Genomic DNA, 19897 nt, shown 5'->3' on the forward strand with positions numbered 1-19897 from the left:
CATGGCACAGTTCCTTCACATCCGGGTTGAAGACATTGACCTCTTGCTCCCTGCTTTGCAGGTGCATGAGGTCATTGGTCTTGAACAACAAGACCGCTCGGCAGATGACCATGCCATCTGGCGAGACGAAGTCATTGCCCGTTGCGACTTGGGCCACGTCTTGCAGCGCTGCCCCGCTGCTTTGCCCCATCGGCACTATGGCGTGGTCTACAGCCCAGACGAGACGGACGGCTTGCCGATTTTGATGCTGATTGACGAAGTTTTGGGCTTGCGCAACCCGACGCGTGAGCAGCTGCACAAGCTGCCCGGTGGCATATCTGCAGCGCATGGCCTGTTTGATGGCATTTGGATTGACAACAAGCTCGGGCTGAAAGCCTATTGCGTCAGAACAATATTGCCTGAAGATTTTTTGGGATAAATCTTCAGCGCTGAGTTAGGGCGATTGGCCCAACAACTCAATCGTTGGACAAACCGCTCAAGTCTTCTTCCACATCGGAAGCTTTTTCACTTTGGGTGAGTTCTTGGCGCAAGAACTTCATCACCACCATCTCAAAACCCAAACCGATTTCTGACAAGCAAATATTGTCTGCCACCTGCTGCATAGCGGCAATCGCTTGCTCTACGGTCAGTTCTGTGCGTTGGTATTTGGCACCTAACATGAAGGCAGTGTCGGCATACTCAGGGGGCAGGTACGACCAAATATCGGTTTTGGCGGAGCGAATTTTTTGATAACAATCCGCTTTGGGCATCGGAGGCGGCTCTTCGTTCTTGGCCACCGCAAAAGCGGCCATTTGCTGCCAGTCGGCCGTGCGCTCAGCGCCAGAAATGAAAGTTTTATCCAACTGGGCACAGCACAACATGGCCATGCCTCTGCGCATGCGGTTCGCCTCAAAAGTATCAGCAGACGACTCGACCACCTTCTCGTAAGCTTGCTTGGCTCGCTTTTTGAGAACTTCTGGTGACTCGGCTCCCTTGAAGATCGAAAACATGAATACCCGGTAATAAGTGCCAGCGCTTTGCGAGCATGACAAAAGAGAACGCATAGGCTTTGGCAAGGCCAAATTCCATACCCCAAACTGATTAGCAGTATAAACGTTGTTGTCAATATTGAGAATTTTTTTAGACAATAAAGAATTTCATGTATTTGGGCAGGTGGCGTTTTAAGGCATCTTCCATCCAATTCAAAATTGGATAAAAGTTGTACTTTTATGTGCAGCCACTGCACTCAAGGCTCAAAGCGGCAAAAAATTGCCGCTTTTTCGGCAAAACCGCTCAAGTTTTGCCGCCCACTGTCGAATCATGAAGACGATACCCCCAAATTGGTCGGCCTCAACGCTGGATCAACCGTCAGTACTGTCCGAGGGGGTGCCTGGATTAAAGGAATAACCCATGAGCAACGATATCACCCCCAACCGCCTGCCGCCCGCCGCAGTGCCCAGCACTCCCACCGCGAAACCTGCAGAGGCGGTACGCCCCCAAGTGGCCGAAGCGGCCAAACCTGCAGTTGAAACAAAACCCAAGCAAGACCCCCAAGAAAGCCGACGCTCTTTACAAGAGGCCTCGGAGCAATTGAACCAACAAATGCGCCGCAACAGCCGCGACCTGAGCTTCAGTGTGGACGATGTGGCCAATACCGTGGTGCTCACGGTGAAGAACAAAGAAGGCGAAGTGGTTCGCCAGATCCCCAATGAAGTGGCCCTGCGCGTTGCCCACAACATGGACAACGTTAAGGGCTTGATGCAAGACGGAAAGTCTTGATTCAAACAAAAAAATCAAACAATGCCTAAAGCTTGTTGACCAGCAACCGATTCATCAAGTAACAGAGATTCAAATTCGATTTTCTGTACCAAACAGGCAGGTCCTACTCCCTTCGGGTTCCTGCCAACCTTTTGAACTAAACCTCTCCAAGGAGTAAGACCATGTCAGTTATCAACACCAACGTGAACGCTCTGGTTGCGCAAAATGCAGCCACTGTCAACAGCCGCAGCATGACCAAAGCGATGGAACAGCTCTCTACCGGCAAACGCATCAACGGTGCCGCCGACGATGCAGCAGGTCTGGCCATCAGCAACAAAATGACTTCTCAAATTCGCGGTCTGAATCAAGCCGTTCGCAATGCCAATGATGGCATCTCGATGATTCAGGTGGCTGAAGGCGCTACTATTGAAGTGACCAACATGCTCCAGCGTATGCGTGAATTGGCCGTTCAAGGAATTAACGATACCAACACAGCCTTGGATCGTACCTCCCTCAAAACTGAATATCAGCAGCTTGGCAAGGAGATTCAGCGCATTTCAGCTAACACTGAGTGGAACACGACCAAGGTGGCCAATGCCTCTGCCAACTCTGCTGCGTTCCAAGTGGGCGCCAACTCTAGCCAGACCATCACCGTGGCGTTTTCTGATATTACTGGGTTGAGTGGAATGACCGCGGTTATTTCTGCTGCCGATGCTGCAAGTGCAGGCTCCGTAGCCGATTTTGCCGGTACAACATTAAGCAACTTAGATACTGCAATTACTGCTATCAGCTCTTACCGAAGCACACTCGGTGCATCCATCAACCGACTCAACTACGCAGCTGACAATTTGCAAAATGTTTCAACAAATACTTCTGAATCTCGCAGTCGTATTCTGGACACTGACTACGCGCAGGCAACGACAGAGTTGGCACGGACGCAAATCATCCAACAAGCGGCCACGGCGATGTTGGCGCAGGCCAACCAACAGCCTCAGTCGGTGCTCTCACTGCTGCGCTGATTGAATCTACGCTAGTTTGAAAGCCTGGTGGATTATGTCCATCAGGCTCTTTAAATTGCTTTTTCCGTTTTAATGCCGTTCCCATATTTTTTGACGTTGTCCGAAAATTGACAATTTGGTGAATCTTGAACCAACGACAAAAATCGGACAATTGAAAAATTTGGCTGTGTGGCATTGAAATCAAGGTACAGCCGTTAAATATACGTCATAAAATTTCGAAATTGGATAATAGCTAGCGGTTTACGGAGCACTAGGCCACTAATAAGAATATGGGCATCCAGAATTAATTTTCTAATAGGTATTTTTGCTGCAGATCGATAGCAGTTAAAATTTCAAAGCCTGCTAAGTCAATACCTTCCTAAAAAGCTACTCATTGAAACGGTGATCAATGAGTAGTGTTAGATAATTAGAATTTAACTACAGTATCCGAAAGAAGCCAATCTTAAATTTAAATAACTAATTTTTTACACATAGCTTCGCCATATAGCACTTCAACCCTGAACCCACCCTAATAACTATCGTAACAAGGAGGGCTATTTAGCACAAGGGATTCCAACCTAATCAGTTGAAGTAAGCATTCTTTAGAATTTCAGGATCAATTGTGCCGTGCTCAATCACCTTCTTGTAAAAACCATCTAAATGATCGAGTATTTCCTTGGCAAAACTGGCTGACGAAATAATATTTTCATAAATTTTATCATATTGACGCACAGCATCTTCTATTCCATTCATATCCTCGCGAATGTGAGTTTTATAACGAATATCATCAAAATTTGAACTATTCAATATATCAATAAACGATTTACTGCTTGGATGGTGATTTTTGAGGGCCATGTTCAATACATCGAGTCTTTTCAACTGTTTTTGATTGGGATTTTTTCCCATTTTCAGACACAGTTTGTGCCCTTTTTCTGCCAATACTTTCATGGCATCAATTCCATTACGAATCCTTACCAGCCCCTCAGCCAAGCGTTGAATGTGTTCAGGATCAATGCCCCTTTTAAAAGGCTGCACCAAGGGTGTCTTGAACAGTTTGGCAGCCTGTATCTCTTGACAGACGGTTGCAAATGGCAACTGTATTGCACCTTCGATTCGGGCTCCACCCTCTGTTGCATTGATGATCAGCCTTTCTGGTAAGGCCTTGATTCGGCTTTCATACCAAGTCTTATAGGTCAGCAGTTGGCGCTCAGTTCGCAGACGACCACCGTAGTAACCCTCCACGTCAAAACCCGCCTCCACCCGCCCAGATAAAAGACCAGCGTCATAAGGGTTTATGTATCCATCTGCGTGATCTTTCCCCCCAGTCAGAGCCAAATCCTGACCAATGAACACAATTGGATTGGCTTCCAAGTGCTCGGCCAGCGCAAAGGCTGATGTGGCCACCGAACCACCCGTACTCAATAGGGACACCTTGACGCCCAATTCCTTAAGAATCTGGTAAACAGACAGATTGGCACAGGTCAATAGGTGGTTCTGATCGTTAGACCATAAGAGCTTGCTTCCACAGCCAATGTCGACGCAAAACGCTGTGCCTTCATCTATTTCATTTCTTGGCCATGAGGGGACTGATTCAGGGTCAAGTGCCAGAATTGCATCTGGCACGATTCCGTGTGCTTTAAGAATGGGCCAAACCATGTCAACAGCTATGATGGTAAATAAATCCTGATTCATTGCCAATAATGGCAATTGTTTATTGAGAGATGGCCCAGCAGCCACGATCAGGGCGGGCCTGTCTTTACGTATACCTTGCCATTGTTGGAGGTATTCACCACCAGATGCCAACGGGGCATTAATTAGGGCATTGCGCAAGTACGGCATTGTCACACTCAGGTTGGTCGCCTTGCTCATGACCTTTATGTTGATGCCTGCGGCCACTTTCTCAAACAGTTGACGGGTTTCAGAAGGCCGCAAGTTCATTTGCGTCTGGGAAAGAATAGGTTTCCAACCGTCCATCGAATTGACATCGACAAGTTCTAGCAATTTCACGGCACGTTGCGCTACAGGTCCACCTGCGATGATTGTCAACCTCTCAGCCAAAAGATGCTGCCGCAGTGCATCTCGCTCTGAAATAGTTAGTTGATAGGCATAGGGCGATTCAGCCTCCAACACCACCACACGAGAGCACTGGGTCACGCGCGAAAAAACCTCATTAATAGAATCAGGATGGCAGGATCCATAGATCATCCAAAGCATGCGCTTTCTTGTCCAGTCCACGTCAACTGCCAGATCATCCAAGTCCAAAGGCCGAGGACCAGACTGGTCAGCAGCTTGATAAATCCAGTTGAAGGCTTCGATGCGCTCAGCATCGATGACTATTGACTGTAGATCCAGATCAGGACTCATCAGAGACTCCAAATTCGTTCAAAAACTTTTCATCAAAATGATGCCAACTAACGGGCGTGTGTTGATTAGCGGCATTTATCAAGCGTTTACCAATCAAAGCAGGCAGCCATTTAGGTGGCAAACCGAAACCAGGTCTCACGCTGGTAATGTCGCTTGGCTGGATTTCCTCTCCTGCTGTGAGGGAGCGGGTGAAATACAAAGACCTTCGAAACTGGGCATTGCCCTGTTCGCTGGACTTTCTCCCATAGTCAACTTTGCCCAAACACTGCCAAGCTCTCTTTGCACCCAAGCACAGGGCGGCCAAATCAGCCGGCTCCAGAGAAAAACTGTCGTCCGGCCCTCCACCGCTGCGGTCCAAGGTGAAGTGCTTTTCGATGATGCTGGCGCCCATGGCCACGCTGGTGATGGCAGTGGTGTTGTCCAAGGTGTGGTCTGACAAGCCTGTGACCAATCCAAAGCGATTGATCATGTCAGGGATGGTGCGCAGGTTGTAGTCTTCCGCTGGTGCAGGGTATCCACTCACGCAATGCAAAACGGCAAGTTGCTTGCAGCCGCCTTCCCGGGCGGCGTCAATTGCTTCCAGAATTTCTTTGGCATCGGCCATACCAGTCGAAATGATCATGGGCTTGCCAGTGCTGGCGGCGTATTTAATTAACGGCAGGTCCACCACTTCAAACGATGCGATTTTGTAAGCTGGGGCGTTCAGGTCTTCTAGCAGGTCGATGGCGGTGTTGTCAAAGGGCGAGCTAAAGATGGTGATGCCCAGTTGGCGTGCGCGGTCAAACAGGGGTTTGTGCCAGTCCCAAGGCATGTGAGCTTCTTCGTACAACTCATATAGCGTGCGGCCGTCCCACAGACCGCCGCGAATCTTGAAGTCTTCGCTGTCGCAGTTGAGCGTGATGGTGTCGGGCTTGTAAGTTTGCAGCTTGACAGCGTCTGCACCCGCCTTTTTGGCTTCTTCAATAATGCGCAGCGCAGTTTCAAGTTTTCCGTTGTGATTGGCTGATAGTTCAGCGATCACATAAGGCGAATGATCCGGGCCGATAGGTCGGCCTGCGATTTCAATTTGTGGCATTTGGTTGCTCCTGTTTTAGTTGGCTTTCGTGCCAGTCTTTAGCCAACAGGCCAAAGCAAAAAAGGGTGTGGTACTGATCAGAAATGCGTTTTTGTTCTCTAAGGCGGCCTTCTTCTGCAAAGCCCAGCTTTTGGTGGAACGCGATGGACGCCACATTGCTTTCAATAGCTTGCCCACACACTTTGTGTAACCCTAGGGCTTTGAAGGCGTGTGCCAAAGCAGCTTGGCCAAGTTTTGAGCCGCTGCCTTTAGGAGCGCCTGGCCGTGCGTAAAAACCCCAGTCTGCAATGCCGCCTTGGCAGACTGGGTTGAATTGAACAAAGCCAAGAGGATCGGAGCCTTCCAACACGATCAACTGTTGCCGGGTCTTGTCATCTTTCACACGTGCAAACCAGTTGAGGTGCTCTTCCAGGCTGATTTCATTCTGAGTCAGCATGTAGCCGCGCACATCGAGGTGGTTACGCCAAGCCAAGACCATGGGGAGGTCGTCTTCTGTGATTGCACGAACGATACAAGCGTCAGACATGGGGTGCCATAAGTAATTCGGCTACTTGCGATACGCCGTTGCACGCTACCAGTTTGGCTGCCGTTTGGCTCATTTTTCGGAGAGCTGCTGGTTGGTTTTTTTTGTTAAAGAGTGCAGACATTTGGGTCATCAGTTGCTGCGCGTCATCCGCTACCCAAGCAGCGTCATGCGACTTCAAGGCCATGGCTCCACTTTCTTGATTGCTCGCCAAGACCAAAATGAGTGTGGGCAAGCCCAAGGCACATCTTTCCCATGCACTGCCACCAGCTGCGCCGATGCACAAATCACTATCAGCCATGAGCTGCGCCATGTTGCTCACGCCAACCAACACTTTTGTTGGTCGGGTCATGGCGATTGCTTGAGCATGCACCTGGGCCAGCCAGGGGGCGGTTGGCCCCATGACCACTGTGATTCGCAGGTCGAGGGGCAATTTGCAGCGAGTCAGAGCGTCAAGTACTTGACCCGTGGCGTTAACCTGGTCCACGCCGCCCATGGTAATCAGCAAGTTTTGCAACTGTGGATGGGCGCGGCGCTGCAGGCTGTATTCGCGCCATTGGGCAAATTCGGGCCGGAGCAATGTGTGTGCCGGTCCGATCAGGGTTTGAGTGTGGCGCCTGATCAGCCCGTCGTAGTCTTTGGCTTGTCGGCCCAAGTTTTGGTCCAATAACAGTTCGCAATCGTGCGGGCGATCAGCCAGGTCGTCAATGGCCATGATGCGCCGTGTGTGAAGGCGCATGGTTTTTTCCCAACGACGGTCGAGCGCGTAATGATCCACCACGAGCCACTCAAGCAATTGTTTTCCGATTGCTTGCTGAGTTTGCACCGAATCACTGGCCCAGCCGGTGCCCAGCCATTTGGCATGGCTTGGATCTGCGGGCGCGCTAAAGCCACTTTCTGCTGGGGCAAGTGGTATGGCTTTGTACCCGCGTTGTTGGATCAAATCAAGCAAGTGGCCTGAATGCGGGCGACATATGAAGATGCTTTGCGCACCTCGGTCTCGCAGGGCGTCAGCCAGCGCCAGACAGCGCATGACGTGGCCAGTGCCAATGTTTAGCGAGGCGTCGGTACGAAAGGCTATATTCATTTCAAGCCGTAAAAGGTTGCCTAACTTGTACACCTGCAGCAGCCAGTGCAGCTTTTGCCCCTGCAGGGGTTTGTTCGGTGAAATGAAAAATACTCGCTGCTGCTACTGCTGAAGCACCTGCTTGGGTCACAGCTTCAACCATATGTTGGTAGTTACCTGCACCGCCCGACGCAATGACAGGTATCTTGACTGCATTGACAATAGCCTCAATCAGCTGCAAGTCATATCCTTGCATGGTGCCATCTCTATCGATCGAGGTGATGAGAATTTCGCCCGCACCGCGGTCCGCCAATTCACGCACCCAAGCAACGACCTCTCGCCCTGTGGCTTGCAGTCCAGCATGGCTAAAGCAAAGCCAAGCACCATCTTGAAAGCGAACGTCCACACTGGCAACTACGCACTGGGCACCATGGCGGTTGGCAATTTCGTTGATGAAATGGGGCTTCGCGTAGGCAGCAGTGTTAACAGCAACCTTATCGGCGCCTGCTCTCAACAGTAGCTGCACTTGATCGATGTGCGCGACGCCACCGCCCACGGTCAGAGGTACGAAGCAATCTTGCCCGAATTCGGCAATCGATTCAAAGTCTGGGTCGTCCGAAGACAAATGGGCAACGATATCCAACAAAGCGAGTTCATCCACTTCGCGCTGGTTGTAAACCTTCACAGCCGGCAACACAGGTCCCACTCGACGCCAACTGTCAAAAGCGACACCTTTGACCAAACCAAATTGCTTCCACAGAAGGGTTGGAATAACTCGAACCTTCAACATGACGGCCCCTCAATGAAGTTTTTGAGCACTTTGAAGCCGGCTTTGGAGCTTTTCTCTGGATGAAACTGCGTGCCCCAAACGTGACCCCTTCGCACAGCCGCCGTAACTGTTATGCCGTAGTCTGTGGTGGCAATCACGTCAGTGGCGTTTTGCACTTGAAAGGCGTAGCTATGTACAAAGTAAAAATCAGTCTCAGGGGGTATTTCGTGGAACAAATGGTCATTTGACTGGCCACTCGTCACCGCATTCCAACCTGCATGCGGCACTCGTAGTTGACAACCTAAAGCACCCAAATGTTTGACTTGCCCTGGCACAAAACCCAAACCAGCAATTGGTTCATCGTTGTCTGAACCCTCGGTGCTGCTATCGGCCAACAATTGCATACCGACACAAACCCCCAGAAGCGGTCTGTTGTACCCCACCACCGCTTCTTTGAGGGCCCCGATCCAATGCCCAGACTCCAGCATTCGAACACAGTCGGCAAAGTTACCAACGCCCGGCAATATCAGACAATCGGCAGCGCGCAAGTCCGACGGGCGGTTGATCAACAATGGCGCTACACGCAGTAACTCTAAAGCCCGCATCACTGAGCCTAAATTTCCCACACCGTAATCGATGACACCAACTTTCATTGCTTATCGCTTAGACATTGTCGTAATTGATTTTGGTCAAATTCCCTCGACGGTCTTTTTCTAAAGCACCACTTACATCGCGTTTGAAAATTTTCTTATTCGTAAACTGATCACATAGGCGAATGAACTCCTCAACCGACATATCAAGCGGCTGCAAAATGTCTTTCAAAGGCTTACCTAAATATTCCCAAGGAAACAACCCGTCTAAGCGCTTGACAGCTTCAATCCCGTCTTGCCGAGTCAACCGACCACGGCGAATATGCAAACAAGCCAAGTCAGTTGCTCTTCCAAAACCAAACTTCAAAAATTTAAAATAGTCGTGAATACCTGTGTGATGGTTGTCCAAATTCTCATAGTTCACCATCGATCCCTCAACCACCTTGTGGTACGTATGAAAACCGTTGGCTTGGGCGATCAATGTATTAGACAATCCATCCCAAGGAATGTAATGGCCCAAAAACAAGCCGGTCACTCCAACCCGTTGCAACTCTTCATCAGTGGGGTATGTGTATGGAATGAGATGCTTAGCCTCAATGCCTTCTTGACCAATCAGGTCTGCAACGCGCATACCCAACATTCCACCAAACTCCTCAAGCCAACGACGCGTGAGAACGTTGTTTTCCGCTGCCGCCGCGGGACCACCGTACTCGTTTTGTGAGTTTTCCCCCCAAACGATTAAGGGCACATTAAATTGAACTGCGGCACGGACCGGTATCGTGAAAATACCCACGTGTTCCGGCCATGAAATATCTCCCACTTGAGTCAACCCAACACGGTTAAGCTTGGCACGAATCAGAGGGTTGGGCGACACCTCGATGTAATCAACGCCCAAATGCTTGAGGTTCTCAATATTGGTTCTACCCAATGGGGAAAGATCACAAGTTGTAGATGTAACGCACAGTGGGTTCAACCCCAACTGAAGCATGCGCACCACTTGGTACGTGCTGTCCTTGCCGCCGCTAACCGGAACGATGCAATCCCAATTGGCGCCATTTTTCTGACGGTATTTATCAAGCAGCTTTAAAAGTTCTTGATATCGGACATCCCAATCAACATCTTTTCGCTTCTCAAAGCTTCTGCATGCGTTACAAATTCCATGTTCATCTAAATGAAGGTCCGGCTTGGTGTCTGGCATGACGCAGCATTTGCAATATTTGAGCATATCAACAATTCCTAAAATTTAATTTTTTTCCATCAGAAACCAAGTGATGTCATCTTGGGGGAAATTCGGGTCACGTCTGTATGCAAAACCATAGTCAATCAATTTGAGTTGCGGATGTCTGTCCATCAGTTCACCAGCAAAGTCTCGCTTAAAAAGGCGATCGCTGTGGCCCCTATAAGGGATTGCAACTGGAGCCGGGTTGTAATACTCAGCCACCAACAAGTACCGACCGCATGCGGAGAACAATTTGTCGTACACCTGCGGTAACACCTCTGGATTCAAGTGAATCAGGACTCCTTTGATCAAAGTCAGGTCCCATTGCTGTAAAGGAGAGAAATCCAAAATAGACTGGTTGTGAACTTGCTCGGCTGGAATAACCTTACCCAACTCTCCTGCCGCGTCTGCGTTTATTTCAATGGCATGGGCTTCGAGCCCTGGATGCAAAAGTTTCAACGCCTTGATATTCATGCCGATGTTGGCACCAAATTCGATGCAAGTCTTGAACCCCTTAGCTTGATGTAAAGCCTTGGAAAAAAAAGCCAAGTTTGAAGCCAACAATGCATCACCTTGGTTTCGCTGTATGTATTCGGTTCCAAAATTACCTGCCCAAAATTCTTCTTGATCGGTTTTATAGGTCATAACATTCTTTCTGTAGATTGATTGAGAATTTCAAACATCATTTCGGCACGAACCCAGTCATCTATGGTGTCGATATCTTGTACTCTGTACCGAGGTAACACGATGGGCGTTGAGACTTGCGAAAACAAGGGCGTTGCAGACAACCAAGCTTCAGCCCTTCCCCAATAGAACTGCCCTGCATCGTGATAGGCATTCTCGAGGTCTTGTGAGCGTGTGTTGAATTGCGCAGGGTTGAACATATCGATGCGCTGCTGGTCTGTGATTCGAAACGACCTTTGAATGGGAGCTGCAAAATTGGTCACCGTAAACGCGTATTGAGCGCCAGAACGTTGCAATAGTTCCAGGCCTCGGCGCAAGTCTTCGGCCTGCACAAAAGGTGCCGTGGCATACAAGCAGCAAGCAAATTGCACAGAACCAAACTGCTGAGCAATCCATTCAACGGCGTGGGCTACCACCGGGATAGTGCCGGTGTAATCATCAGACAATTCGGAGGGGCGCATGAAAGGCACATCGGCCCCATGGGCCCGAGCTACTTTCGCAATTTCTGCGTCATCTGTGCTGACAATGATGCGATCAAAACAGCCCGAGGCTTTTCCCGCCTCTATGGACCAGGCGATCATCGGCTTGCCACAAAAGGACTTGATATTTTTTCGCGGTATGCGTTTGCTTCCGCCTCGCGCTGGAATAACTGCGAGTCTCATAAGCTCATAGCCTCTCGAATGCTTTTGGAAACAAAAATCAAATCCTCATCGCTTAAATTGACGTGCATAGGAATGCTGATGGCTTCCCGGTAATACTGCTCTGCTTGCGGATAGTCACCTTGTTTGAAGCCCATTTTTTGGTAATAGGGCTGGGTGTGAACTGGGATGTAGTGCAAATTGACCATGATGCCTTTGGCACGCAGGGCTTCAAAAACTTGGCGGTGAGTGACTTTGATTTTTTTCAACTGAAGACGAATCACGTAAAGATGGTATGCGCTATAACTTTCGGGATGCTGCCAGGGCAACTCAAGGGGCAGCTCGGCCAGCAGTTCGTTGTAACGCTGGGCGATGTCATGACGACGTTTGACGTAGTCGTTCAAGCGCGTCATTTGGCTAACGCCGAGTGCGGCCTGCATGTCGGTCATGCGGTAGTTGTAGCCCAGCGCAACTTGCTGGTAAAACCAAGGGCCGTGCATGGGCTCAGTCATTAGCGCTGGGTCACGGGTTATTCCGTGGCTGCGTAGAAGACCCAGGCGGGTGGCCAGTTCGGCACTGTTGGTCAGGGCCATGCCACCTTCTGCGGTAGTAATGATCTTGACCGGGTGAAAGCTGAAAACGGTGATGTCGCTGTAGCGGCCGTTACCGATGGGCTCACCTTTGTATTGGCCGCCAATGGCATGTGAGGCGTCTTCGATGATTTTGAAGCCGTATTTCTGGCCCAGGGCATGGATGGCGGCCATGTTGCAGGGCTGGCCTGTCAAGTGCACGGGCACGACGATTTTGGGCAACTTGCCAACTTTTTGTGCAGCAATGAGTTTTTCTTCGAGTTTGGCGGGGCAGAGGTTGTAGGTGAGCGGGTCTGTGTCTACAAAGTCCACTTGTGCACCGCAATACAGGGCGCAGTTAGCCGATGCCACAAAGGTGTTAGGCGACGTCCAAAGCCAATCTCCAGAACCAAGATCAAGGGCCATGCAAGCTATATGTAGAGCTGATGTAGCACTGTTGACAGCCACTGCGTGCAGGGCTTCGGTCTGCGCCATAACGCTGCTCTCGAACTGCTCAATGGCAGGGCCCTGCGTGAGGTTGACGGACTTCAGTACGCTAATGACCGCTTCAATGTCTGCTTGCGTAATGTCCTGGCGGCCGTATGGAATCATGGCTCAGATGGACCCGATTTTGTCTTTGTTGGCGATGATCCAGTCTTGTAACTGCTGGTCACTCATCCATTCCGGATTGTTGTCACTGGCGTAAACAAAACCCTCGGGTACTTTTTTGCCTGTCTTGATACGCTTCTCGCAAACGGCCCAATTGTGGATAGTTGGCAGGATTTTGAAGTGTTCAGGGTATTCGTAGGTGTAGTGGGCATCTTCAGCACTGATCATTTGCTCGTGCAGTTTTTCACCCGGACGTATGCCAATGATTTCTTGACGGGCTTCAGGGGCAACAACGCGGGCCAGGTCGGTCACTTTCATAGATGGGATTTTTTTGACGTAAATCTCGCCTCCGATCATGTCATCAAATGCATGCCACACCAGCTCGACACCTTCTTCGAGCGAAATCATGAATCGAGTCATCCGCTCATCCGTAATTGGCAGAATACCTTTATCTTTGATAGACATAAAGAAAGGAATGACCGAGCCCCTTGACCCCATAACATTGCCATAACGCACAACCGAAAAGCGTGTCGTTTTTCCGCCGGAATATGAGTTACCAGCAACAAATAACTTGTCTGAAGCCAATTTGGTGGCTCCGTACAGGTTGATGGGGCTGCTGGCTTTGTCAGTCGACAGCGCCACCACTCGCTTGACGCCTTTGTCAATGCACGCATCGATGAGGTTCATGGCTCCCATGATGTTGGTTTTGACACACTCAAACGGGTTGTACTCTGCAGTGGGGACAATTTTGGTTGCGGCAGCGTGAACCACATAGTCCACACCATCCAAGGCCCGATGCAATCGATCTTTGTCGCGGACGTCACCTATAAAAAATCGAACACGGTCATCGCCCTCGAACTTTTTCGCCATATCCCATTGCTTCATCTCGTCGCGTGAAAAAACAATGATTTTTTTAGGGTTGTACTTTGCAAGCGTCATGGGCACAAAGGTGTTACCGAAAGACCCTGTACCTCCGGTAATTAAAATTGTTGAATTTTTCATAACTCACTCTCTTTTCCGTTGATTTATGCCCAAAAATTTGACATGCCAAGCAGCAAAGCACAAAACATGCCAAAAAAATCAACCCACTTCTTTTACTTTCTGAACCTAATTTTTAAATGATCCTAAAGTTTTTGTCGGTCATACCGATAGAAGAACTGTACGTTTGTAAAAAACGAGGAATTCATATATGTCTGTCGTCAACTCCAATTTGCTGGCCACCAAGGCCCAAAGCGCTTTGGTTCACAATAATCGAGTGCTTAGCCAGACGATGGCTCAACTTTCTACGGGCTCGCGCATCAATTCGGCGGCTGACGATGCTGCAGGCATCGCCATAAGCAACCAGCTAACTACCCAAGCCCGAAGCCTCAACATGGCGGTACGGAACACCAACGACGGAATTTCAATGATGCAAACCGCCGATGGTGCAGCCGGGGGCATTCAGGACATGCTTTACCGCATGAAAGAACTCGCGGTGCAAGCCGTGAACGACACCAACACCACCATTGATCGCTCAGCTCTCGATAAAGAGTTTCAGCAACTGGAAACACAGATTAGAAGCACTGTAGCCAACACCACTTGGAACGGCATGATTTTGCTAGATGGCACGGTGGGGAATGCAGGCACTGTGGGATACCACGTGGGAGCAGCATCGAATGATTCTTTTAATGTGACATACGCCGATTTCGATTTGGCAGCGCAACCCCTGACCACAGCCAGATCCATTAACACCGGAGCAAACGCCACGACAGCCCTAAGCTCCATCGACGGTGCCATCAACCAAATCAGCAGCGCCCGCGCCACCTGGGGGGCGGCCATGAACCGTTTGGTGCATGCGGGTGATAACGCAGCCAATGTGTCCAGGAATTTGACAGAGTCCAACAGCCGCATCATGGACACGGACTACGCGCAGGCGACTGCCGAGATGGCCCGCAGCCTGATCTTGAACGAAGCGGGTTCGGCCATGCTGTCTCAGGCCAACCAGCAGCCCTATTACGTGCTGGCTTTGCTGAGCTAAGAGCGTCGCCAACTGTCAGCCAGCACACTACTGGCACGCACTTTGCTTGTTACCCTTGTACCGATGTGCCGGCTATTTTTTGCCGCGCCACCACCAAGGATTGACCATGTTGCAAGCCGCCCCCGCCTTTCTGGCAAAAACCTCTTATTCAGCGCTCCTCACCAGCGCCACCCAAGAACTGAGCCCCGCCAAGATACGACAGTCCATTGCAGACTTGGTGGGTCAAAACCGTTTGATGGAAGCCGATTCCTTGTCCAAAGAGGCTTTGCAACGCTTCCCTCAAAGTGAAGACATCTTGGTCATTCGGGCCTTGGTGACACAAGTTCGTCAAGATTGGCCCGAAGCCAGTGTGGCCCTGGAAAAATTGATCGGCCTTCAAGGCCACCAAGCCCAAGCCGTGACTTGGGGTCAATGGGTGCGTGTGCTTCGCTGTATAGGCGACGATGCCCGAGCCATGACCGCGGTAGCCCAAGGCTTGGCAACCAATCCCAAAGACTTAGCGCTCCAAGAAGAATTCGCTGCCCTGCAGAGGGTTGGTGTTCAACCCGCATTAAAGGTGGCTTGAACCTCTGGGTTGACATTCGAACCAATCCGAAAAAGAACCTTACTGAATTTCTCCATGATCAGCGACCCCATCTGCAAGGATGGGGTCGTTTTTTTTCGCCCCTTAACTTCAGCGGCAAGAGTTTGCCAGGCGGCAAAAAAACGGCATTCACATGAACCCAGCCCCACCCAAATGTCAGCCGATCGACATCTAAAGCCTATGCATCAGGGCTTGCAACACAAATATATTTAAAAAAAGATCAATTTCAGGCTAAAGAAAAGCTGGCACAGGGTTTGCTTAAAAGGATCAACTTCGGTTTTGACACTTCAGATCCGAAAATTTTTTGACACATCCTTTTGGAGCCCGTGATGTCCGCACTTTTGAACGCCATGTTGTCGCAGTCCGCTTCGGGTCAATTCTTGACCATGCGTGAAGTATCCAAGTTCACCGCAGCCGAGATCCGCCAGACCATGGCCGATTTGGTGGGGAACGACCGCGTTGACTTGGCAGATGCCTTGTCTGCGGCGGGCCTCAGCCTCTACCCAGACAGTGAAGACATTTTGGCCATGAGCGCTTTGCTGGCCGAAATCAAAAGTGATTGGGACACGGCAGAACAGCTGCTGACTCAATTGATGACCCAACAAGGTCAACACACCACGCCTTTTACCTGGCGCCACCTGATTCGCGTGCTGCGCTGCCAGTGCGAACCCGGCAAGGCACTGCTGATGGCCAAACAAGCCATGACAGCCTACCCCGAAGACGACATTTTGCGTGACGAGTTTTTGTCGCTGCAAGAGCTGGTCTCCGAGCAGATGCCCGTTGAGGCTCCCACCCAACTGCATTGAAGACGAAAAGTCGGCACTGCTCACACCCTTTCCACAGAAACGCATTTAGAGAGTCACCACCATGTCTGTCATCAACACCAACATCAAGTCATTGGTTTCGCAAAACGCGATGGTCAAAAACAACCGTGAATTGGCCGAAGCCATGCAACAATTATCGACCGGCAAGCGCATCAACTCCGCCAAGGACGATGCCGCAGGTCTGGCCATTTCTTCGCGCATGACCGCACAAATCACAGGCTTGGACCAAGCGGTACGCAACGGCAACGACGCGGTCTCGATGTTGCAGACCACTGAAGGCGCAATGATCGAGATGACCAATATGCTGCAGCGGATGCGTGAATTGGCAGTTCAATCTTCCAACGACACCTACACAGCCGTTGATCGCGGGTATTTGGATCTTGAATTTCAACAACTCAAAACCGAAGTGAACCGCATCACCGACACCACCGAGTGGAACGGCATGGCCTTCTTGAATGGCTCGACCAAAAACGACGACGGTACTGTTGGCAAATTCGAGTTCCAGGTGGGTGCCAATAACGGGCAGGTCATCACGCACACCATTTCAGACATGGGATTTCGTGACGATGCAACAACCAAATTTGAAACAACCACCGCCAACGCGGTGGGTGTTGCACAAGTTTCCAAACTCACTTTGAGTGGCACTTACAAAGCAGGCGACAAAATTTCGTTCACTGCGGGCGGCGAAACCAAAACGTACACCGTATTGGCAGCCGATGTGGCCGATGCCAACAACGACACCAATTTGACCGCGATTGGCGCCAAACTTTTAACCGCAGCCGCTTCACCCATGGGCGATGTGGGTGTCACCGCCGCTACCAATGTGCTGACCTTCACAGCCACAACAGCGGGCACGGGATTCGACGTCAAAACCTCCACCGACTTGGTCGACCTTGGCGCTTTAAAGAATACGCGTTCATTGACGATTTTGAACAACACAGACGCCAACACCTCGCTGGTCCAATTGGACGTGGCCATCAACCGCATCAACACCGAGCGTGCTGGCTTGGGCGCGGTGATCAACCGTTTGAATTACGCCGTAGACAACCTGGCCAACGTGTCGGTCAACACCTCCGAATCGCGCAGCCGGATCATGGATGCCGACTACGCCAAGTCCAGCAGCGAATTGGCGCGTACGCAAATCATCTCGCAAGCCGCTACGGCCATGTTGGCCCAAGCCAATCAGCAGCCGCAAACGGTTCTGAAGTTGCTGCAAGGCTAAGCGGCTAAATCAATGCCATCGCCCTTACCCAGCACAGACGAGAGAACTCGCCAGTTTTTGTTGTCCATGTGCGCCCAGGCTCGAAGCCAATGGGTGGCACAAAGCATAGAAACACAGCCGTTGCAGGCTATGCAAACCCATGCACCCCTGAACAGGCAAGCTGTGCTCGACTTGTTGCAAGACTGAGCCTGCGCCCTATCCCAATGCCCGATATGCCTGCTGTGGCCGATCAACCCAACCGTGGCCCCAACTGCTGGCAATGCCGGCATTTTGCGATCACCCACATCCCTTCTTCGCCTTATGCTTGCCGCAGCATGGGCTTTCAGTCTCGCCTGTTGCCTTCGCTCGAAGTGCTGCGCGTGGATGGTCAGTTTTGTCGTCTTTTTTTGGCCAAAGAAATCACGATCAAAGCTTAATTTTTGGCTGTCAATCTTCCGTCAAGCCCCTGTCAATTTCTCAGTACTGATAAAAATATTAAAGTATTCATTTTGATATTTTATGGGTTTCTAAAAATACAAAATTAAGCTGGCACAAGGGTTGCTTAGTTAGTCTCATCTGAACATGAGACCAACACCGTGAAGTCACAACCCTCGACCAACCCCCTGGCCCTTTGGCTGGACCCCGAAGCCGCCCTGAGCCCCGAGCACAGCCAAGCGCTGCTGGTCAGCGGCTGGGCGGTCATGCCGGTCAACACCCTTGAGAATTTGCTTGCGCATGCCGCCGATGCAGCCATGGTGGTGTTGCACCTCACGGCTGACGTCACCCGCCTCAAAGCTGTTCAACAACTGTTACAAGACGCCGGGCTGAGCACCCCCGTGGTCTGCCGTGTTGAACGCCAAGAATTGGACCTGGCCGTGGAAGCCACACAAGCTGGTGCCCTGACGGTTCTGTCCAATCAAGATGTTCGCCAAGCTTCATGGCTGCGGTTGCACAACCAGCTCAACACAACGGCTGCCCGTTTGACACCGCAGCCTGTGCGCAACGTGGTGTTTGTCGACCCAGCCAGCCAGCACTTGTTGGCCATGGCGCAAAAAGTGGCCCAAGCCGATGTGACCGCCCTGCTGGTCGGCCCCACTGGTTCGGGCAAAGAGGTGTTGGCCCGCGTGCTTCACGAGGCCTCGGGCCGCGCACAAGGCCCGTTTGTGGCCCTCAATTGCGCGGCCATGCCAGAGAACTTGATCGAAGACATGTTGTTTGGTCACGAAAAAGGCGCGTTTACTGGCGCACACCGTGAGCAAAAAGGTTTGTTCGAGCAAGCCCAGGGCGGCACCTTGTTCCTGGACGAGATTGGCGAAATGCCCATGCACTTGCAAAGCAAGCTGCTGCGCGTGTTGCAAGAGCGCCAGCTCACCCGTCTGGGTGGCCAGACCATCATCCAGCTGAACGTGCGCATCGTGGCCGCCACCAACAAAGACCTGAAAAAAGCCATCGTCGAACGCGAGTTCCGCGAAGACTTGTACTACCGGATTGCCACCTTCCGCATGCGTTTGCTGCCCCTGGCTGAGCGCCCGGGTGACATCATTCCCTTGGCCATGCAGTGTTTGTTGCAACACGACAAAAAGCCTTGGCAGTTGCTGCCCCAAACGCAAGCCCAATTGCTGCAATACCCCTGGCCCGGCAATGTGCGCGAGCTTGAAAATGTCATGCGCCGCGCCATGGTGCTGTGCGCCGACCATGTGGTCACCCCTGGACACCTGATGTTTGACGACTGGTTGACCGCATCGGCCTTGTCCGCAGCACCTGCACCCTCCGTCGTGATGAATACACAGCCTGAGTTGGCAGACATGCCCAGCGCCATGCCCCGAGCCATGCCAGAAGAAGTGCCCCAAGCCACCGACTTGAACAGCGCTGCCCGAATGAACGAACACCAAGTGATCATGGCGACCTTGGCCAACACGCCCAGCAAAACAGAAGCCGCCAAGGTCTTGGGCATCAGCCCACGCACCTTGCGCTACAAGCTTGCGCAGCTGCGTGAGCACGGCTTGGGCATGGCCAGCGCCGCCTGCTGAAGGAGACTCGCATGATCGACAAAGCTATTTCCCCTGCCAGCATCCAGTCGATGCTGCAAACCCTGCGCAGCCACCAGAGCGAAGCCTCTGGCAAAACAGCCGGTATGCCAGGCGCCACCGAGCTGGGTGGCGTCCAAAACGGCGCCACAGGTGGTGTCCAGAAAACAGGTTTTTCAGATCTTGTTTCAGGTGCCCTCGGGCAAGTGAATGACCTGCAAGTCCAGTCGTCTGACATGCGCGCCGCCTTTGACCGTGGCGAGAACATGCAGCTGACCGACGTGGTGCTGGGCATGCAGAAATCTTCTTTGGCTTTTGAAGCCACCTTGCAAGTGCGCAACAAGGTGCTCAAGGCTTACGAAGAAATCCTGAACATGCCCGTCTGACCCCAAAAACTAAAGAAG

General features: G+C 51.2%; 22 protein-coding genes. 10 read left to right on the top strand and 12 right to left on the bottom strand.

Annotated features, from left to right (window positions below; genetic code table 11):
- Window position 1 precedes the first annotated feature (1 nt).
- On the top strand, window positions 2-418 hold the full coding sequence (locus B9Z40_RS10870; RefSeq protein WP_100173363.1) for a chemotaxis protein CheW: 417 nt from the start codon (window positions 2-4) through the stop codon (window positions 416-418).
- Window positions 419-455: 37 nt separating this feature from the next.
- On the opposite strand, the gene B9Z40_RS10875 is transcribed toward B9Z40_RS10870, so the two are convergent.
- The gene (locus B9Z40_RS10875) at window positions 456-1043 is read right to left on the bottom strand and encodes a hypothetical protein (RefSeq protein WP_143473968.1); all 588 of its coding nucleotides are present in this window, start codon (window positions 1041-1043) and stop codon (window positions 456-458) included.
- Between the two features lie 346 nt (window positions 1044-1389).
- Between B9Z40_RS10875 and B9Z40_RS10880 the strand changes: the two genes are divergently transcribed.
- The gene (locus tag B9Z40_RS10880) at window positions 1390-1758 is read left to right on the top strand and encodes a flagellar protein FlaG (protein ID WP_100173365.1); all 369 of its coding nucleotides are present in this window, start codon (window positions 1390-1392) and stop codon (window positions 1756-1758) included.
- 161 nt (window positions 1759-1919) lie between these two features.
- Window positions 1920-2756: a flagellin gene (locus tag B9Z40_RS10885; RefSeq protein WP_100173366.1), complete on the top strand. Its 837-nt coding sequence runs from the start codon at window positions 1920-1922 to the stop codon at window positions 2754-2756.
- A gap of 561 nt (window positions 2757-3317) precedes the next feature.
- Here B9Z40_RS10885 and B9Z40_RS10890 read toward each other — a convergent pair.
- Genes B9Z40_RS10890 through pseB form a run of 11 tightly spaced genes read right to left on the bottom strand, consistent with a single transcriptional unit; the run spans window position 3318 to window position 13843 of the window.
- On the bottom strand, window positions 3318-5099 hold the full coding sequence (locus tag B9Z40_RS10890) for a motility associated factor glycosyltransferase family protein (protein ID WP_100173367.1): 1782 nt from the start codon (window positions 5097-5099) through the stop codon (window positions 3318-3320).
- Window positions 5089-6174 carry a pseudaminic acid synthase gene (gene pseI / locus B9Z40_RS10895; protein WP_100173368.1) on the bottom strand — a complete coding sequence of 362 codons (1086 nt, stop codon included), beginning with the start codon at window positions 6172-6174 and terminating at the stop codon, window positions 5089-5091. Before pseI ends, B9Z40_RS10890 begins: the two co-directional genes overlap by 11 nt.
- Window positions 6161-6700, bottom strand: coding sequence for a UDP-4-amino-4,6-dideoxy-N-acetyl-beta-L-altrosamine N-acetyltransferase (pseH, locus tag B9Z40_RS10900; RefSeq protein ID WP_233204879.1), 540 nt, complete (start codon window positions 6698-6700; stop codon window positions 6161-6163). The genes pseI and pseH overlap by 14 nt, the downstream gene beginning before the upstream one ends.
- Window positions 6693-7784 carry a UDP-2,4-diacetamido-2,4,6-trideoxy-beta-L-altropyranose hydrolase gene (gene pseG / locus B9Z40_RS10905; RefSeq protein ID WP_100173369.1) on the bottom strand — a complete coding sequence of 364 codons (1092 nt, stop codon included), beginning with the start codon at window positions 7782-7784 and terminating at the stop codon, window positions 6693-6695. Before pseG ends, pseH begins: the two co-directional genes overlap by 8 nt.
- A 1-nt stretch (window position 7785) precedes the next feature.
- A complete protein-coding gene (gene hisF / locus B9Z40_RS10910; RefSeq protein WP_100173370.1) occupies window positions 7786-8553 on the bottom strand; it encodes an imidazole glycerol phosphate synthase subunit HisF in 768 nt (255 codons plus the stop codon).
- On the bottom strand, window positions 8547-9185 hold the full coding sequence (gene hisH, locus B9Z40_RS10915) for an imidazole glycerol phosphate synthase subunit HisH (protein ID WP_100173371.1): 639 nt from the start codon (window positions 9183-9185) through the stop codon (window positions 8547-8549). Before hisH ends, hisF begins: the two co-directional genes overlap by 7 nt.
- A gap of 10 nt (window positions 9186-9195) precedes the next feature.
- Window positions 9196-10347: an N-acetyl sugar amidotransferase gene (locus B9Z40_RS10920; protein WP_100173372.1), complete on the bottom strand. Its 1152-nt coding sequence runs from the start codon at window positions 10345-10347 to the stop codon at window positions 9196-9198.
- 18 nt (window positions 10348-10365) lie between these two features.
- Window positions 10366-10986, bottom strand: coding sequence for a pseudaminic acid biosynthesis-associated methylase (locus B9Z40_RS10925; protein ID WP_100173373.1), 621 nt, complete (start codon window positions 10984-10986; stop codon window positions 10366-10368).
- Window positions 10983-11687, bottom strand: coding sequence for a pseudaminic acid cytidylyltransferase (gene pseF, locus B9Z40_RS10930; RefSeq protein WP_100173374.1), 705 nt, complete (start codon window positions 11685-11687; stop codon window positions 10983-10985). Before pseF ends, B9Z40_RS10925 begins: the two co-directional genes overlap by 4 nt.
- Complete coding sequence (gene pseC / locus B9Z40_RS10935; protein ID WP_100173375.1) at window positions 11684-12844, bottom strand: UDP-4-amino-4,6-dideoxy-N-acetyl-beta-L-altrosamine transaminase; 1161 nt, start codon at window positions 12842-12844, stop codon at window positions 11684-11686. Before pseC ends, pseF begins: the two co-directional genes overlap by 4 nt.
- A gap of 3 nt (window positions 12845-12847) precedes the next feature.
- Complete coding sequence (gene pseB, locus B9Z40_RS10940; RefSeq protein ID WP_100173376.1) at window positions 12848-13843, bottom strand: UDP-N-acetylglucosamine 4,6-dehydratase (inverting); 996 nt, start codon at window positions 13841-13843, stop codon at window positions 12848-12850.
- 187 nt (window positions 13844-14030) lie between these two features.
- Between pseB and B9Z40_RS10945 the strand changes: the two genes are divergently transcribed.
- The 7 genes from B9Z40_RS10945 (at window position 14031) to fliE (ending at window position 19879) form a co-directional block, all read left to right on the top strand.
- Complete coding sequence (locus B9Z40_RS10945; RefSeq protein ID WP_100173377.1) at window positions 14031-14858, top strand: flagellin; 828 nt, start codon at window positions 14031-14033, stop codon at window positions 14856-14858.
- Window positions 14859-14964: 106 nt separating this feature from the next.
- Window positions 14965-15423 (top strand): M48 family metallopeptidase, encoded by a 459-nt coding sequence (locus B9Z40_RS10950; protein ID WP_143473969.1) that lies wholly within the window; start codon window positions 14965-14967, stop codon window positions 15421-15423.
- Between the two features lie 347 nt (window positions 15424-15770).
- Complete coding sequence (locus tag B9Z40_RS10955; RefSeq protein ID WP_100173379.1) at window positions 15771-16247, top strand: hypothetical protein; 477 nt, start codon at window positions 15771-15773, stop codon at window positions 16245-16247.
- A gap of 61 nt (window positions 16248-16308) precedes the next feature.
- Window positions 16309-17487 carry a flagellin gene (locus tag B9Z40_RS10960; protein WP_100173380.1) on the top strand — a complete coding sequence of 393 codons (1179 nt, stop codon included), beginning with the start codon at window positions 16309-16311 and terminating at the stop codon, window positions 17485-17487.
- Between the two features lie 203 nt (window positions 17488-17690).
- A complete protein-coding gene (locus B9Z40_RS10965) occupies window positions 17691-17903 on the top strand; it encodes a hypothetical protein (protein WP_199172544.1) in 213 nt (70 codons plus the stop codon).
- Window positions 17904-18062: 159 nt separating this feature from the next.
- Complete coding sequence (locus B9Z40_RS10970) at window positions 18063-19496, top strand: sigma-54-dependent Fis family transcriptional regulator (RefSeq protein WP_100173381.1); 1434 nt, start codon at window positions 18063-18065, stop codon at window positions 19494-19496.
- Between the two features lie 11 nt (window positions 19497-19507).
- On the top strand, window positions 19508-19879 hold the full coding sequence (gene fliE / locus B9Z40_RS10975; protein WP_100173382.1) for a flagellar hook-basal body complex protein FliE: 372 nt from the start codon (window positions 19508-19510) through the stop codon (window positions 19877-19879).
- Window positions 19880-19897 lie beyond the last annotated feature (18 nt).

The organism is Limnohabitans sp. 15K (assembly GCF_002778285.1).
Classification (GTDB): domain Bacteria; phylum Pseudomonadota; class Gammaproteobacteria; order Burkholderiales; family Burkholderiaceae_C; genus Limnohabitans_A.